The 16,469-nt window shown below is 55.8% G+C and carries 13 protein-coding genes; 7 read left to right on the top strand and 6 right to left on the bottom strand.

What is annotated here, in order from left to right:
• Window positions 1-285: 285 nt before the first annotated feature.
• The 4 genes from G340_RS0105405 to G340_RS0105390 form a co-directional block, all read right to left on the bottom strand.
• Window positions 286-468: a hypothetical protein gene (locus G340_RS0105405; RefSeq protein WP_020072641.1), complete on the bottom strand. Its 183-nt coding sequence runs from the start codon at window positions 466-468 to the stop codon at window positions 286-288.
• A 241-nt stretch (window positions 469-709) separates the two neighbouring features.
• Window positions 710-1,387, bottom strand: coding sequence for a DUF1129 domain-containing protein (locus G340_RS0105400; protein ID WP_020072640.1), 678 nt, complete (start codon window positions 1,385-1,387; stop codon window positions 710-712).
• Complete coding sequence (locus G340_RS0105395; RefSeq protein WP_027103876.1) at window positions 1,371-1,715, bottom strand: PadR family transcriptional regulator; 345 nt, start codon at window positions 1,713-1,715, stop codon at window positions 1,371-1,373. Before G340_RS0105395 ends, G340_RS0105400 begins: the two co-directional genes overlap by 17 nt.
• 204 nt (window positions 1,716-1,919) lie before the next feature.
• The gene (locus tag G340_RS0105390) at window positions 1,920-3,416 is read right to left on the bottom strand and encodes a hemolysin family protein (RefSeq protein WP_020072638.1); all 1,497 of its coding nucleotides are present in this window, start codon (window positions 3,414-3,416) and stop codon (window positions 1,920-1,922) included.
• A 429-nt stretch (window positions 3,417-3,845) separates the two neighbouring features.
• Between G340_RS0105390 and nifJ the strand changes: the two genes are divergently transcribed.
• The 4 genes from nifJ to G340_RS0105370 all read left to right on the top strand — a co-directional run bounded on the left by nifJ (window position 3,846) and on the right by G340_RS0105370 (window position 9,791).
• Window positions 3,846-7,403 carry a pyruvate:ferredoxin (flavodoxin) oxidoreductase gene (gene nifJ, locus G340_RS0105385; protein WP_020072637.1) on the top strand — a complete coding sequence of 1,186 codons (3,558 nt, stop codon included), beginning with the start codon at window positions 3,846-3,848 and terminating at the stop codon, window positions 7,401-7,403.
• Between the two features lie 323 nt (window positions 7,404-7,726).
• Window positions 7,727-8,482, top strand: coding sequence for a 16S rRNA (uracil(1498)-N(3))-methyltransferase (locus G340_RS0105380; RefSeq protein ID WP_020072636.1), 756 nt, complete (start codon window positions 7,727-7,729; stop codon window positions 8,480-8,482).
• A gap of 2 nt (window positions 8,483-8,484) precedes the next feature.
• Window positions 8,485-9,243, top strand: coding sequence for an elongation factor P 5-aminopentanone reductase (gene ymfI, locus G340_RS0105375; protein WP_020072635.1), 759 nt, complete (start codon window positions 8,485-8,487; stop codon window positions 9,241-9,243).
• A gap of 20 nt (window positions 9,244-9,263) precedes the next feature.
• Window positions 9,264-9,791: a flavodoxin domain-containing protein gene (locus tag G340_RS0105370; protein WP_020072634.1), complete on the top strand. Its 528-nt coding sequence runs from the start codon at window positions 9,264-9,266 to the stop codon at window positions 9,789-9,791.
• Between the two features lie 97 nt (window positions 9,792-9,888).
• Here the strand turns inward: G340_RS0105370 and G340_RS0105365 are convergent, their stop codons facing one another.
• Together G340_RS0105365 and G340_RS0105360 are read right to left on the bottom strand one after the other, a co-directional pair.
• On the bottom strand, window positions 9,889-11,265 hold the full coding sequence (locus G340_RS0105365) for a glycine--tRNA ligase (protein ID WP_020072633.1): 1,377 nt from the start codon (window positions 11,263-11,265) through the stop codon (window positions 9,889-9,891).
• 38 nt (window positions 11,266-11,303) lie between these two features.
• Window positions 11,304-11,726 (bottom strand): GtrA family protein, encoded by a 423-nt coding sequence (locus tag G340_RS0105360; RefSeq protein WP_020072632.1) that lies wholly within the window; start codon window positions 11,724-11,726, stop codon window positions 11,304-11,306.
• A 503-nt stretch (window positions 11,727-12,229) separates the two neighbouring features.
• Between G340_RS0105360 and G340_RS0105350 the strand changes: the two genes are divergently transcribed.
• From G340_RS0105350 to G340_RS0105340, 3 genes are all read left to right on the top strand, one after another.
• Entirely contained in the window at window positions 12,230-12,919 is a 690-nt protein-coding gene (locus G340_RS0105350) for a response regulator transcription factor (protein ID WP_009063327.1), read from the top strand.
• A gap of 86 nt (window positions 12,920-13,005) precedes the next feature.
• Entirely contained in the window at window positions 13,006-14,523 is a 1,518-nt protein-coding gene (locus tag G340_RS0105345; RefSeq protein ID WP_020072630.1) for a HAMP domain-containing sensor histidine kinase, read from the top strand.
• Between the two features lie 22 nt (window positions 14,524-14,545).
• On the top strand, window positions 14,546-16,447 hold the full coding sequence (locus G340_RS0105340) for a trypsin-like peptidase domain-containing protein (RefSeq protein WP_020072629.1): 1,902 nt from the start codon (window positions 14,546-14,548) through the stop codon (window positions 16,445-16,447).
• The last annotated feature ends 22 nt before the right edge of the window (window positions 16,448-16,469 follow it).

Here is a 16,469-nt window from a genome sequence, read left to right as displayed (position 1 = left end):
CATTTTTGCCACAATCCCCCCTATACAAAAGGGGAAAAATGAGTTATACTGTGTCTGCATGGTGCGGCTTTGCCGTTGCTTATGGAGGCTGTTTCTCCGTGGGCAGGGGGCGGAGTGTTGCCACACTCCGTCCCTGCTTTGCACTTTAATCGTGCCTTACGAGGTCAATCTTACCATTATTTGGGGCTTTTTGCAAGATAAAATACGCATATGAGAAAAATTGTCACATGGGAATGAATTGCGCTGGATTTTTTAGAAATCCGGTGCTTTTTTTGTAAGGAGGGTTCAGAGCTTCTTTGTTTCCTGAAAGGAAAGCTGTTTTATGAGGCTTTTTGTTGCTGGAAATAAAATTTTTTTGACAGTTTGCCCATTAGGCAGGGGCAGGCTTTCCTTTTCTTTATTTGTTGAAGGGAGAGCTTTCCGGTGCGGCTTCACCGCAGGGAAAATTCTTTTCTCGTTTGTTTGCACCTCAGGCCGGGGCGGGCCCTTCCTTTCTTGACGAAAAGAAAGGAAGCAAAGATTCGCCTAAGGGCACCTTGGGAATCCGTTGGAGGAACGGCCCCTGTAAGCGGAATCCCATGCGGGGCACCCGCTGAAAGCTACTCTTTCAGACCAAGATGAAAAAAGCCCTCCTGCTGTGAAAAGCGGGAAAGCTTTCTTAGGATTGCGGAGTACGAATCGCCAATCGCCGCCCGGCAGAGAAGGAGAATCAGCCTTCATACTGTTCCAGAACCTTGTATAATGCGAGCATGACGACGATCGCGATGCAGGCGGCCCAAAGGGAGACGGTAAAGGCCACGGCGCGCCCAAACCATGCGATTACCAGAAAGAATGCCATGATCCCCATGCCGATCAGAACGTTTTTCCCAAGACCTGGCTTCTGCCGTCCTGTGAGAAAGGCCGTTTTGCAGATGTACTGCACGATAAAAACGGAAAAAGCAATTATGAGGGAAAAGAACACGAGACTGCTGACTGGCACGGAAATGTGAAAATTCAGGGGCCGGCCGGCGATGGCCGAACGGATCAGCTCAAAGGTATCGTTTGAAAACACGACGCCGATGGCACACAGAATCGCGGCGCACAGAAAAAGAGTGCTGAGAATGCCGCATATCTTCTGGAAAGCGCTTTTCGGCGGCAGGCTGGCGATAATTTCGTCGCAAAAGCTTTGGTAATCGCCGCCGATTACCGTATCGATGGAATCGCCGCGCTCCTGTGCGGAGAGCACCATTTCCAGCAGATCCTGCCGAACCAGCTCCTGATGGTATTCGGACAGGCCGGACCCGCGCAGATAGCAGACCATATCTGTCATCACCCGGCCGTTTTCGGCGGTCAGGCGCTCATCAAGCTGATTGTTGCTGCGGTTGAGCAGCTTAGCGTTTCGATTCATTGTGATTCCCTCCATAAACAAACAGGTTATTAATCGCCTGCTCCAATTCTTTCCAATTCGCGTAAAATTCGCTTAACTCCGCTTCGCCCTCAGGGGAAAGAGAAAAGTATTTTCGCCGGGGCCCCAGCGACGATTCCCGGTACTCGGCGGTAATCAGTCCGCTTTTTTCGAGCCGCAGCAGCAGGGGATAGATCGTTCCCTCCGAGATGTCGGCAAATCCGTACTGCTGCAGCTGCTGCGATATTTCGTAGCCGTAGGTCTTCTGCCTGCTGATGATTTTCAGTATGCAGCCCTCCAGCGTACCCTTGAGCATTTGTGACGGTATCATGCGGTGCTTCCTCCTGCCTGCTGCTATGTTGCAATGCAATATACTGGCTATATTGTAATGCATAATAGGTGAAGTGTCAAGCGGAGATATTTGCTTGGTTTTGCACGTTACGCGATGGCGTTGACTGGTGCGTCGAAATCTGAAATAAAAGCGCAAAAAGCCCCGCGCCGAATGTGTGGCGCGGGGCTGACAGTTGGGATTGAATTACGATTCCGTGTCGATAAACGAGGAAAGATGGTGATGGTGGTGGTGCTCCTTCGAGGAGTCTGTTTTAACTGATGAAGTGTTTTTGCCCCCGTTTTCCTGCTCCGGGGGAGGCGGTGTGAGGTCTTTGACGATCAGCAGGCGGGAAATGCGATTTTCCTCCACCTCCTGCACGGTCAGCGCCAGATTCTGCACGCGAACCGTAGGGTGCTCGCCGGGCTTTGGAATGCGGCCCAGATTTTCGACCACCAGGCCCGCAATGGTATCGTAATCGCCCTCCGGCAGGTCGACGCCCACCAGGTCGGATATTTCATCGATTGAGGTGCTGCCCTCCACCGTGTAGCTGTTGTCGCTGACGCGGCGGATCTCTTCTTCCTCATCGTCGAATTCATCCTGAATATTGCCAACGATTGCCTCCAGCAGGTCTTCCATCGTGATGATGCCTGAGGTGCCGCCGTATTCGTCCACGATCACGGCGATCTGCACTTTTTTCTCGGTCATTTCGGTAAACAGCTGTGTACAGCGCTTTGTTTCAGGCACAAAATACGCCGGGCGCATCAGATCGGTAATTTTTACATTGCTGTTGATCTCGCTGCCCACATATTTCAGCAAATCCTTCACATAAATAATGCCAAGGATCGTGTCCAGGTCCTCGTGAAATACCGGAATGCGGGAGTACCCCTCTTCTATGGCCAGAGCCACGACGTCGCCGATGGCGCTGGTGTCCTCTACCGCGCCCACGTCGGTGCGGTGCGTCATGATTTCTTCGACGGTGGTATCGGCAAAATCAAAGATGTTTTCGATCATGTCTTTGGCGCTGCCGACAATCAGGCCCTTTTCCTCGCCGACGTCGACCATCATGAGAATCTCTTCCTCCGTGACGGTGTCTTCCGTGGTGTTCGGGTCAAGACCCAGAAGCTTTAGAACAAAGTTGGTGGAAACGGTAAGAAACGAGATAAAAACGCTGAAGATCGAAGCCGTGGCGCTTAAAATGCCGATAAAGCGAAAGCTGAGCGCTTCGGCCTTTTGCATGGCGATCTTTTTCGGCACCAGTTCACCCAGAACAAGCGAGAAGTAAGACAGGATGATGGTGATAAGTACGGTAGAGACGCCGTGCAGCAGGGAGGTGGAAATCGGCAGAAAGCTCAATTTTTCCGCCAGAATCGCCGCAAAGCTTTGAGAAGCCGATGCGGAGGTCAGGAATCCGGAAAGCGTGACGCCAATTTGGATGGTAGAAAGAAACCGGCTGGAGTTTTCCGTCAGCTTCAGAATTTTTTCCGCTTTTTTATCGCCGTCCTCCGCCATTTTACGAATCTTATTGTCGTTGAGCGTGATGATGGCGATCTCGGAGGCCGCAAAAAATGCGTTGACCAGAATCAGAAGAAACAGAATCAGCAGTGAAACAAACGGATTAAAGCCTGGATTGACGGTTTCGGCGTTTTGCACGCTGAGCAGCATGGGTGCGTCGGATAATATGCCCGCAGGTTCGGGAGGCATGTATTTTTCCCCTTTCAAATTGTAAAATAAGTCGGTGACATTCCGAAGAGCCCGATCAGATTCGTTGATCTCTATTGTATCGTATTGGGAAGGGCTGTGTCAAACCGCCTGCGCCCGTGCAGCGCAGGGCGCGCGCAGTTGAGCCCTTGCAAGCGCGATATAGAATCCAATGCCCGACTATTTTGCCTCGATTGCCGCGAAAATGGGGTAAAATAGCCTCCGGCCCGGCAGCACCGGCATTTTTTGAGCCAAAAAGTTGCTTTAATTGCTTTTTCGAAAAATACACTGAAAAGCCAAAATTTGAACCCCTCAGCCTTTACACTATATTGAAAAAATGTTAGAATAAACAAAGGCACAGAAAGGTATAGGGCTGTGCAAACTGATACGCTCGCTTCCTAATTCTGTATCCTTAAAGGAGGAAATTATTACATGGCAAGAAAAACAAAAACCATAGACGGCAATACCGCTGCGGCGCATGTATCTTATGCGTTTACAGACGTAGCTGCCATCTATCCGATCACGCCTTCCTCTGTGATGGCGGATGAAACGGACAAGTATGCCGCAAATGGACTGAAAAATCTGTTCGGCAGAGAGGTTCAGGTTACGGAGATGCAGTCTGAGGCTGGTGCGGCCGGTGCGGTGCACGGCTCTTTGGCGGCAGGCGCGCTGACGACTACCTATACCGCTTCTCAGGGCCTGCTTCTGATGATTCCGAACATGTACAAGATGGCCGGCGAGCTGCTGCCCGCGGTAATTCATGTTTCTGCGCGTGCTCTTGCAACTCATGCACTTTCTATCTTTGGCGATCATTCCGACATTTATGCCTGTCGCCAGACCGGTTTCGCCATGTTGTGTTCCAATAACCCGCAGGAGGTTATGGATTTGGGCGCGGTTGCGCATCTGGCCGCCATCCGCGGCAGAGTTCCGTTCCTCCATTTCTTCGACGGCTTCCGCACTTCTCACGAGGTTCAGAAGGTTTCTGTGTGGGATTACAAGGATCTGGACGATATGCTCGATAAAGACGCCGTGGCCTCGTTCCGCCGCCGCGCGCTGAACCCGGAGCATCCCGTACTGCGCGGCAGCGCCCAGAACGGCGATATCTTCTTCCAGGCGAGAGAAGCCAGCAACCCTTATTATGACGCCATACCCGGGATCGTGATTGACTACATGAATCAGGTCAACGCGAAGATCGGTACAGACTATAAGCCCTTTAACTACTACGGACACCCCGAGGCCGACCGTGTGATCGTGGCCATGGGCTCCGTTTGCGACTGCACCGAAGAGGTCATCGATTACCTGAACGCCGCCGGCGAGAAGGTTGGTTTGGTGAAGGTTCACCTGTACCGCCCCTTTGTTGCGAAGTACCTGCTCGACGTGCTGCCGAAGACCGTGAAGAAGATTTCCGTTCTCGACAGAACCAAGGAGCCCGGCTCCATCGGCGAGCCCTTGTTCCTGGATGTTCTGGCCGCTCTGGCCGACAGCGATTTCTCGGATGTGCCCGTATACACCGGCCGCTATGGACTCGGCTCCAAGGACACCACCCCCGATGACGTGATTGCCGTATACCGCAACATGCAGGCGGAAGCTCCGAAGAAGCGCTTCACCATCGGCATTGTGGATGACCTGACACACCTGTCCCTGCCCGTTACGGAGCGCGTGAACACGGTTCCCAAGGGAACTCACTCCTGCAAATTCTGGGGTCTTGGCGCGGACGGCACCGTTGGCGCAAACAAGAACTCCATCAAAATCATCGGTGACCACACCGACATGTTCGCGCAGGGCTATTTTGACTACGATTCCAAAAAATCCGGCGGCCTGACCGTATCTCACCTGCGTTTTGGCGACAAGCCGATCAAATCCACCTACTATATTTCTCAGGCCGATTTTGTCGCCTGCCACAACCCCTCCTATATTGACAAGTACGACATCGTGGAGGATCTGAAAAAAGGCGGCAGCTTCCTGCTGAACTGCCCGTGGGATCTGGAAGAGCTCGAGCGCCGTCTGCCCGGCAAGATGAAGAGATACATCGCGCAGAACGACATCCATTTCTACACCATTGACGGTATCAAGATCGGCAAAGAGCTGGGCCTTGGCGGACGCATCAACACCATTTTGCAGGCCGCGTTCTTCAAGATCGCAAACATCATTCCGATTGAGCAGGCTGTGGAATTTATGAAGGCCGCCGCCACCAAGTCTTACAGCAAAAAGGGCGACAAGGTTGTCGCGATGAACCATGCGGCGATTGACCGCGGTGTGGACGGTTTTGTTGAGGTTCAGGTTCCCGAGAGCTGGAAGAACGCTCCCGATACCGAGACCGAGAAGGTAATCAAGGGCGATCGCCCTGAGCTGGTCAACTATGTGAAGAATGTTCTTGACCCGGTCAACTCGTTCCGCGGCAGCAAGCTGACGGTTTCTACCTTTAAGGATTATGCGGACGGCACCGTGCCGCAGGGCAGCTCTGCCTATGAGAAGCGCGGCATCGCCGTGGATGTTCCCGAGTGGCAGCCCGAAAACTGCATTCAGTGCAACTTCTGCTCCTATGTATGTCCGCACGCGGTCATTCGTCCGATCGTTATGACTCCCGAAGAGCTCGCGAACGCTCCCGCGCAGACCAAGTCCAAAGACCTGAACGGCCTGCCGGGCCTGAAGTTCACCATCGCCGTTTCCACCCTCGACTGCACCGGCTGCGGCTCCTGCGCGCAGGTTTGCCCGGGCATGAAGGGCAACAAGGCGCTGGTTCTCAAGCCCATTGACACACAACTGGCCGGCGAGGAAGTATTTGAATACGGCAGAACCCTCCCCGAAAAGCCGGAAGTGCTTGAGAAATTTAAGGAAACCACCGTAAAGGGCAGCCAGTTCCGCCAGCCGCTGCTGGAATTCTCCGGCGCCTGCGCGGGTTGCGGCGAAACTCCTTATGCCAAGCTGGCGACCCAGCTGTTCGGCGACAGAATGTTTATCGCGAATGCAACCGGCTGCTCCTCCATCTGGGGTGGTTCCGCACCTGCGACTCCCTATACCGTGAACCGCAATGGCCGCGGCCCCGCATGGGCGAACTCCCTGTTTGAGGACAACGCCGAGTTCGGCTTTGGCATGGCCCTGGGCCAGAAGGCCGTTCGCAACCGCCTGATCGATTATGTTGAGAATATTCTGGCGCTGAATGAGGCTTCTGCAGAGCTGAAGGAAGCTTGCCGGAAATATATCGATACCCTGTCGAGCAGCGGTGAAAACAAGAAGGCTTCGGATGCTCTGCTGGCAGAGCTGGAGAAGGCCCAGCAGCAGGGCGGCGAGCTCGCAAGACTGGCAGGCCTGATTCTGGACGACAGAGACTACCTCGCGAAGAAATCCATGTGGATCTTCGGCGGCGACGGCTGGGCGTACGACATCGGCTTTGGCGGACTGGATCATGTAATCGCTTCCGGCGAGAACGTGAACATTCTGGTGTTCGATACCGAGGTGTACTCCAACACCGGCGGACAGGCGTCCAAATCGACTCCTACCGGCTCTGTGGCGCAGTTTGCGGCGACCGGCAAGGCAATCAAGAAGAAGGATCTGGCCGGAATCGCCATGACCTACGGTTATGTATACGTTGCTCATGTCGCAATGGGCGCGGATTACAACCAGTGCCTGAAGGCCTTCCACGAGGCGGAGAGCTACAACGGCCCGTCCCTCATCATCGCATATTCTCCCTGCATCAACCACGGAATTAAGGGCGGCATGACCGTTGCGCAGGCGGAAGAGAAGAAAGCGGTTGCCTCCGGTTACTGGCACAACTACCGTTTCGACCCCCGCCGTGCAGACGAGGGCAAGAATCCCTTCCAGCTGGACAGCAAGGCTCCCACAGACAGCTACCGTGACTTTATTCTGGGCGAGGTTCGTTACAGCTCGCTGACCCGTGCGTTCCCCGATCGTGCGGAGAAGCTGTTCGAGAAAGCCGAGGATGACGCGAAGAAGGCTTACGAAGATTTGGAAGCGAGAGCGAAGGAATAATCTCGTTTTCGTTGAACAGAATAAAAGAACTGCCGTGGCTTATGCCTGCGGTGCAAGCAGAATCCCCCGCCGGGCCCGGCGGGGGATTCCTTTTTGGGGTAAAACGATAAGAAAGCTTAAGGATTGCAGGAAAATAGAGAGCAAGTTTTGATGATATGGAAAGAAGCTGCTTTTTTCATTTTTAGAATCTAAAACGAGTCATTTTCCTACGCAAAAGAGAAGAATGCTTTTCAATCCGTCTCAGGATTGACTTTCCCTTTTTGTCTGGAATATAATAAAGCGAATGATGAGAACAGGCCGCCGGCCGGAAAGAGTGAGATTGCATGCCGAGATTTTTTATCGATTTTCCCTGCGCGCCGGGGGATGAGCCCTGGGTGGATAGGGAAAACGGGGCGCACATCGTCAAATCCCTGCGGATGCGGGAGGGAGAGACGCTGACCCTGTGCGACGGGCACGGCACGGACTACCGCTGCGTGCTGCTGCAAACGGATTCAAACCGCGCGCAGGTGCGCGTGCTGGAGCAGGCGAAAAGCATCAGCGAGCCCTCTGCTTTTGTGACGGTGTATCAGTCTTTGCCGAAGGCGGACAAGATGGATTCTGTGGTGCAGAAGGCGGCAGAGTGCGGCGCCTGCCGTGTGGTGCCGGTGCTCAGCGCGCGGTGTGTGTCCCGCCCGGACGAAAAAGCGGCGCGGAAAAAGACGGAGCGCTGGCAGAAGATCGCTCTGGAGGCGGCCAAGCAGTCCGGCCGGGGAATCGTGCCGGAGGTTGCGGAGATTGCGCCGTATGCGAAAGCGGTGGAGTATGCCGCGGCGGAGGGCGGCAGGCTGCTGCTCTTTTACGAGGGCGGCGGGCAGAGCCTGCGCAGCCTGGGGCTGGAAAACGAGAAGCGGATTTCTCTGTTCATTGGGCCGGAGGGCGGCTTTGCGCAGGATGAGGTGGAACTGGCTCGGGAAAACGGCGCGCAGGTGGCCACGCTGGGCCCGCGGATTTTTCGCACGGAAACAGCCCCGGTGGCGGCGCTTTCGGCGCTGATGCTGCTGACCGGGAATATGGAACAGGACGCGGTTTGGGAGGAATGAGCTTGGAACAGCGCAAAACAGTTTTGATCACCGGGGCTTCGCGGGGCATTGGCAGCGAGATTGCGCGCCGCTTTGCCCTTGCGGGGTACCAGGTGGCGCTGAATTACAACACCAGTGAACGGCGGGCGCGGGAGCTGGCGGAATTGCTGGAACGGCAGCTCGGCATCGCTGCGGGGGAGCGGATTCTGCCTGTTCGCGCCGATGTTGCCGACCGGCGGCAGGTGGAGCGGATGTTCGACGAGGCAGAAGCTCGCTTCGGCGGAATCGACGTGCTGGTGAACAATGCCGGAATCGCGCAGCAGAAGCTGTTTACCGACCTGACGGACGAGGACTGGCGCAGGATGTTCGCGGTGCATGTGGACGGCGCGTTCTATTGCAGCCGCCGAGCGCTGCAGGGGATGATCCGCCGCCACAGCGGGAAGATCATCAACGTTTCTTCCATGTGGGGGCAGATCGGCGGCTCGTGCGAGGTGCACTACTCCGCCGCCAAGGCCGCGGTGATCGGCATGACGCGCGCTCTGGCGAAAGAGGTCGGGCCGTCGGGGATTCAGGTGAACTGCGTGGCCCCCGGGGTGATCGACACCGAGATGAACGGCGCGCTTTCGGAGGAAACGCTCGAGCAGCTCTGTGAAGAAACGCCGCTCGGCATGCTCGGCACCTGCCGTGATATTGCGGAGGCCGTGCTCTTTCTGGCGGACAGCCGGTCGGACTTTATCACCGGTCAGGTGCTCGGCGTGAACGGCGGCATGGTGATTGGATAACAGAGAATGGAGGAGCAAATGTGAAGCGCATTGCGGTGATCTATCAGTCAAAATACGGTTCGACCAGGCAGTACGCGCAGTGGATTGCCCGGGATCTGGGAGCGGAGCTTCTGGAGCGTTCTGCCGTTTCGCCGGCAGATCTGCGAAAATACGATGTGGTTGTGTATGGCGGGGGGCTGTATGCCGGCGGCATCGCCGGCGTGGACTTGGTGGCAAAGCACCCCTGCCCCGCGCTGGTGATATTTACGGTGGGGCTGGCAAACCCGGAGGTCACGGATTATTCGGACATTCTGAACCGGAATTTCTCCCCGGAGCAAAGAGAAACGCTCAAGGTGTTCCATCTGCGCGGCGCGATGGATTACGGCAGGCTGGGGCCGATTCACCGGGGCATGATGGCCATGATGAAGAAAATGTCGGTCGATTCAAAAGCACCGGAAGATCGAACGGACGAGGACCGGCTGATGCTGGAAACGTATGGGAAATCCGTGAACTTTATCGACGAGGCGTCGATTGCTCCCCTGGTGGAATATGTGAAGGGGCTGCTCTGAAGCGGCGATCGATAGAAAAAACAGGCTCCGGTTTGTTCTCAACGAACTTGCCGGAGCCTGTTTTTAGCGTTTTATTTGCAATGGATCAAAAATAAAATCAGAATTCGATCTTTGCTTCGAGATACTCGATCAGCTTGTCGATGGAGACGCGCTCCTGCTGCATGGTGTCGCGGTCGCGGATGGTGACGCAGCCGTCGGTTTCGCTCTCGAAATCGTAGGTCAGGCAGAACGGGGTGCCGATTTCGTCTTGACGGCGGTAGCGCTTGCCGATGGAGCCGGCGTCGTCGTAATCGACCATAAAGTGTTTGGCGAGCTTTGCGTAAACCTCCTGCGCCTTTTCGTTCAGTTTTTTGGAGAGGGGCAGGATGGCCGCCTTGTACGGCGCAAGCGCCGGATGCAGGTGCATGACGATGCGGCTGTCGTTCTCGCCGAGCTCCTCCTCGTCGTACGCGTCGCACAAAAAGGCCAGCGCAACGCGGTCCGCGCCGAGGGACGGCTCAATGACGTAGGGGATATAGCGCTCGTTGCTTTCGGGGTCAAAGTAATCCAGTGCCTTGCCGGAATGGTTCTGGTGCTGCTTTAAATCGTAGTCGGTGCGGTCTGCGATTCCCCACAGCTCGCCCCAGCCGAACGGGAACAGGAACTCGATGTCTGTTGTGGCCTTGGAGTAGAAGGAAAGCTCCTCCTTCTCGTGGTCGCGCAGGCGCAGGTTCTCTTCGTTCAGGCCAAGGTTCAGGAGCCAGTTCTTGCAGTAGTCTTTCCAGTAATAGAACCAGTCGAGGTCGGTGTCGGGCTTGCAGAAGAACTCCAGCTCCATCTGCTCGAACTCACGGGTGCGGAACGTAAAGTTGCCGGGGGTGATTTCGTTGCGGAAGGATTTGCCGATCTGCGCCACGCCGAACGGAATCTTGCGGCGGGTGGTGCGCTGGATATTCACAAAGTTGACGAAAATACCCTGAGCGGTTTCGGGGCGCAGGAAGATTTCGTTCTTCGCGTCCTCGGTGACTCCCTGAAAGGTTTTAAACATCAGGTTGAACTTGCGGATGTCGGTAAAATTCTTCGAGCCGCAGTCGGGGCAGGCGATGCCGTGCTCCTGAATATAGTCGGCCATCTGCTCGAAGGTCATGCCGTTTGCGTCGCCGCCGGCCTCTTCAATCAGCTTGTCCGCGCGGTGGCGGGTGTGGCAGTCGCGGCAGTCCATCAGCGGGTCGGAGAAGCCGCCTACGTGGCCGGAGGCAACCCATACCTGCGGGTTCATCAGAATCGCGGAATCGAGCCCTACATTGTAGGGGCTCTCCTGCACGAACTTTTTCCGCCATGCCGCTTTTACATTATTTTTAAATTCCACTCCCAGCGGGCCGTAGTCCCAGGTGTTGGAGAGTCCGCCGTAAATCTCGGAGCCGGAATAGACAAATCCCCGGTTTTTACACAGACTGACAATTTTGTCCATCGTTTTTTCGCTGTTCTTAAGCATGTTTCATCCTCCAATTTCGGGACGCTGGCTGCGCCCCTTTATTTTTTCTGGTTGAAGATCAGCAGCTTGCTGAAAATGTAATTCAGAATGACCACAATCACGTTCATCAGGATTTTGGCCACCCAGAAGTTCCAGTGAAGTAAATCCACCAAAAGCCCCATGCCGAGGGTATCTACCCCCAGTGAAAACAGGCGTGCCCCCAGAAAAGACATTGCTTCCCGCAGCAGTACCGCGGGGGCCATGCTTTTGCTTTGGAACACGAACAGCTTATTGGTGAAAAAGGCAAACGCGACGGAAGCGACCCAGGCCAGCGTATTGGCCACGTACAGGTTCCAGTGCAGAACGTCGTACAAAAGGCCGGCCAGCAAAATGTTGATCAGCGTTGTGAGAACGCCGAACACCAGGTAGGAAAGCATCTCCGGCGATGTGAGAAATCTCCACAGTTTTGTGAGTTTATTCATTTTGGGAATCCCTCCTGCGAGCCATACATTACAGTGTACCATTGTACAGCGTATCCTGCAAGTATATTTCCTGATATAATATATACCGCCTGAAAATAGCCGGCGTTCTTCCGTTTTAACGAAGGCGGGCGGGAAGAGGGGCGGTTCCCTGCCCATTTCAGTTATCAATGAATTTGTAACATGGCAGAAACGGAAAAGAAAGCGGGCAATTGCGGCGCCCGGGCGGAAAAGGGCTGCAAAGGCCCGCAGGGCGCATGCCGCCGGGCGAAAGCTTTAAAAAATATTCATCCTTTTTATCGCCCATTTTAGTATAATAATCTGGTATAATAACTGCAAAAGTGTTTGCGGCGATCATGCGCGGCGAATCGAGATGAAGCCGCGGTATGCGGCGCGGCGATTTTGAGGCTGCTTTTCGGCGGCGCTTTGCACCCCCCACGGCCATGAAAATGCCGCGGTAATGATTTTGAAGGCTCATACAAACAGGACGGAAGGAGTAGAATACTATGGCGGCAGGAAAAATTATGGTAGTCGACGATGACCAGAACATCTGCGAGCTGCTGCGGCTGTATCTGGAAAAGGAAGGCTTTCATGTGGCGATCGCCAATGACGGCAAAAGAGCGGTGGATCTGTTCGACGCGGAGAACCCGGATCTGATCCTTCTGGACATTATGCTGCCGGAGCTCGACGGGTGGCAGGTTTGCCGTGAGATCCGCAAGAAATCGCAGTGCCCGATCATTATGCTCACGGCGAAGGGTGAGGTGTTCGACAAGGTGCTCGGCTTGGAGCTGGGGGCGGACGACTATGTGGTAAAGCCCTTTGAGGCCAAGGAGGTTGTGGCCCGCATTAAGGCGGTGCTGCGCCGCGTGGGCAAGAACGGCGACGAGCTGATTAAGGAAGTGAAGTTCGATAAGCTTTCGATCAACCTGACGAACTACGAGCTGCGCGTGAACGGCGTTCAGGTGGACACGCCCCCCAAGGAGATGGAACTGATTTATCACCTGGCCAGCAACCCGAACCGTGTGTTTACCCGCGACCAGCTGCTTGACGAGGTGTGGGGCTTCGACTATTACGGCGATTCCCGCACGGTAGACGTGCACGTAAAGCGCCTGCGCGAAAAGCTGGAGGGTGTTTCGGAAAAATGGGCCCTGAAAACCGTTTGGGGCGTGGGGTATAAATTCGAGGTCAAGGAATAAGCGGCACCGGATTTCCCGGCGGCAAGACTATCTTTTGCTCCCCGTGCGGGAAGATGGATTGAAATGGAGAAGGGGCGTCTCGCGGAGTGAAAAAAACTCTGTTTAAAAAGTATCTGCGCATCACACTGATGATTATTTTTGTCAGCTTTATCTTTCTGGGGGTGGTGATGATCACCTTCATTTCGCGCTACTGGCAGGACGAAAAGCGGGAGCTGCTCAGCAAAAATGCCCAGGGCGTTGCCGCCGTGGCGTCGGAAAGCGTGATCATGATTCAGAACGACCAATACATGGTGGACGGCAAACGCATGCAGGCGTTTATCTCCGCGTTTTCGGTGAATATTGACGCGGACATTTTTGTAACAGATAAAAACGGAGCGCGGCTTCTTTCGGCTTATACCGGCAGCGGAGAGGTGGGCGCCGGCGCCGTGAGCGCAGACATCATGAAACAGGTGATCGGCGGCGGCTATATGGGCACCGGCACCCTCAAGGGCATTTACCAGCAGCCCCACTACATTGTGGGTGTGCCCATTCAGGTGCTGAGCGACAACGGCGCCACCGTGACGATTGGAGCGGTGTTCACCGCCTCCAGCATCTATTCCCTGCAGGTGTACCGCACCGAAGCGCTGCGGATGTTCCTGATCGCGGCGGCGGCGGTGTTTATGCTGTCGTTTATTATGGTGTGGCTGTTTTCGTACCGGCTGGTGCGGCCTCTGCATGAAATGTCGCTGGCGGCGCACAGCTTTGGCGAAGGAAATTTTTCGGTGCGCGTTCCGGTGACGAGCAACGACGAAATCGGCCAACTGGCGCTGGCGTTCAACAACATGGCGGCTTCGCTGGCCTCCGGTGAAACGGTGCGCCGCAATTTTATCGCCAACGTATCGCACGAGCTGAAAACGCCGATGACGACCATTGCCGGGTTCATCGACGGCATATTGGATGGGACGATTCCGCCGGAGCAGCAGGAAAAATACCTGAAGATTGTTTCCACCGAGGTCAAACGCCTTTCGCGGCTGGTGCGCACCATGCTCGACCTTTCGCGCATTGACAACGGTGAGCTGAAGCTGCGGCCCGGGCGCTTTGATTTGACGAATACCATTCTTTCGGCCCTGCTTTCGTTTGAAAAGGCGATCGAGGACAAGCACCTGGAGGTGCGCGGGCTGGAGGACGCGGAAAGCCTGTTTGTGGACGGCGACCCGGATATGATTCATCAGGTGATGTATAATTTGATTGAGAATGCCGTAAAGTTTACCAACGAGGGCGGGTACATCGAGATTCATGTGGAGGATAAGGCTGACCGCGACGTCGTGCGCGTGAAGAACAGCGGCGCGGGAATTCCGCCCGATGAGGTCGACATGATTTTCGAGCGTTTCTACAAAACGGATAAGTCGAGAAGCTACGATAAAAACGGGATGGGGCTTGGCCTGTATATCGTGCGCACCATCATCGGGCTGCACGGCGGCGAGATCACGGTTTCGAGCGTGGAGAACGAATACTGTGAATTCCAGTTCTGGCTGCCGAAAAACAAGGAAAAGCAGATCAAGGCCGAGGCTGAGGATGCGCCGTTTAAGGAGCTTTCAAAAGAGAAAAAGGAGCCGAAGGGGTAACCCATTTTACGGGGGGATGAGCATGGACGATTTTCAGTGGAAAAGACCCGATGGGCAGGGAGAAGCCGACGAGGCGGAGAAAACCCAAAAGCCCTGGCCGGATACGTTGGAGGAATTCTTCCTGCAAAAGGAGACGCACTCCGAAGGTGCGGCCGAAGAGCAAAAGGCTCCCCCGCCGGGCGGCATGCCGGAATTGCAGCGGACAGATTCGCCGGGGCCCGGCGATAGTTCTGCCGGAGAGCCGGATGCAGGTTCCGGTTCGGATACGCCGGAGCGAAACGCGGAGAAACCACCCCAGGAACAGCCGGAGAACGGGAGTTCCTCCGCAGAAAGAGCGCCGGAAGATGCGCGGGAGGAGACTGCGGGCGCCGAAGCCAAAGCTCAGGATCAGCCGCAGGAATACCCCGCGCAGGAACAGGAGAATCCCGCCGCGCGGCGGGCGGGACAGCCGTATGACCCCTATGGCCCCCCGCAGAGCGGAGAGCGGCAGAACCCCGCGCCGGGCCAGCCGCCGCAGGGGCCGTACGGATATCCGCAAAACGGGTGGCAGCAGTACCCGGGCTACCCGGCCTACCCGCCGTATGGGAATCCGTCCGGTTCGCAGCAGGGGCGGCAGACGCCGTTTGGCTATCAGCCACCACGGGTGTATGCGCCTTACGGGCAGGGCGGCGGGCCGTTTTATCAGCCGGAATATACCCCGAAACCGCCGAAGAGCAGGGGCTACCGCCTGTTTTTCGGCGCAATCGTGACGTTGACCGCTGTCTTTGTGCTTGGATTTTTCAGCTTCAGCGTCTATACGGCGCTTTCGCCGGAGAGAAACGGTTCTTCTTCGTCGCAGCCGCCGCAAGGGCCTTCCGAGGTGCCGCCGGAATCCGCGGAGCCTTCGCAGGGGGCGGAAAACGCAGAGCCTGCGCCCGCCGGTAAGCTGGCCGATTCCAAATTTGCGGGGCTGGCGATTGTGTCCGTGCCCTCGGGCGGGGAGAGCACCGCGAAGGCGATTTACGCGCGGGTATCGCCCTCCATTATTGGCGTGGTCTGCGAAACGCAGAGCGGTACCAGCTCCGGCTCGGGGATCATCTGCCGTTCGGACGGCTATATCATCACGAACTCCCATGTGATCAACGACTCCAAAAGCCATTCGATGCTGCGCGTGATTCTGCACGACAACAGCCAGTACAACGCGGCGGTGGTCGGCTTTGATAAGACGACCGATCTGGCGGTACTGAAAATCGACGCGAAAAATCTGCCTGTGGCCGCTTTTGGGAACTCGGATTCGCTGGCGGTAGGCGACTGGGTGCTGGCGATCGGCAACCCGGGCGGCATGACCTTTGCCAGTTCGCTGACCCGCGGCGTTGTTTCTGGCCTGAACCGTTCGGTGGGGTACAGCGACAAGGCGAACATGACGTACATTCAGACCGACACGGCGATCAGCCCCGGGGCTTCCGGCGGTGCGCTGCTGAACCTGTATGGACAGGTGGTTGGTGTGAATACCTCGAAGCTGGTGGCGGAGGGCTACGAGGGAATGGGCTTTTCCATCCCGATTGCTCGCGCCAAAAGCATTGTGGACGATTTGATCCGGAGCGGGTATGTGTCCGGGCGGGCCCGTTTGGGCATCGGCGCGAATCAGGTCTCCAGCTTACAGCAGCAGATGGGCTGGCCGCAGGGCGTGATCATCGCCTCCATCGATTCCGAGAGTGCGTTCCAGGGGACAGAGGCGAAAGTGAACGACATTATTACGAAGGTGGACGGTACGCCGATTTCGACCATGACGGAGCTGTACCAAAAGCTGGGCCTGCACAAACCGGGGGATAAAATGAAAATGACGCTTTACCGGCCGGGTGCGATCGGCCAGCCGGGCAAGACCTTTGAAGTGACCGCCACGCTGCTGGCCGACAACGGCGAAACGCAGCAGAGCGTAAAATAAAACCGGTATTAAAAGCCCGAAA

This window comes from Faecalispora sporosphaeroides DSM 1294, assembly GCA_000383295.1.
Classification (GTDB): Bacteria; Bacillota; Clostridia; order Oscillospirales; family Acutalibacteraceae; genus Faecalispora; species Faecalispora sporosphaeroides.
The sequence above is the reverse complement of the archived record's forward strand: the minus strand, read 5'-3'. Positions and strand labels throughout refer to the sequence as shown.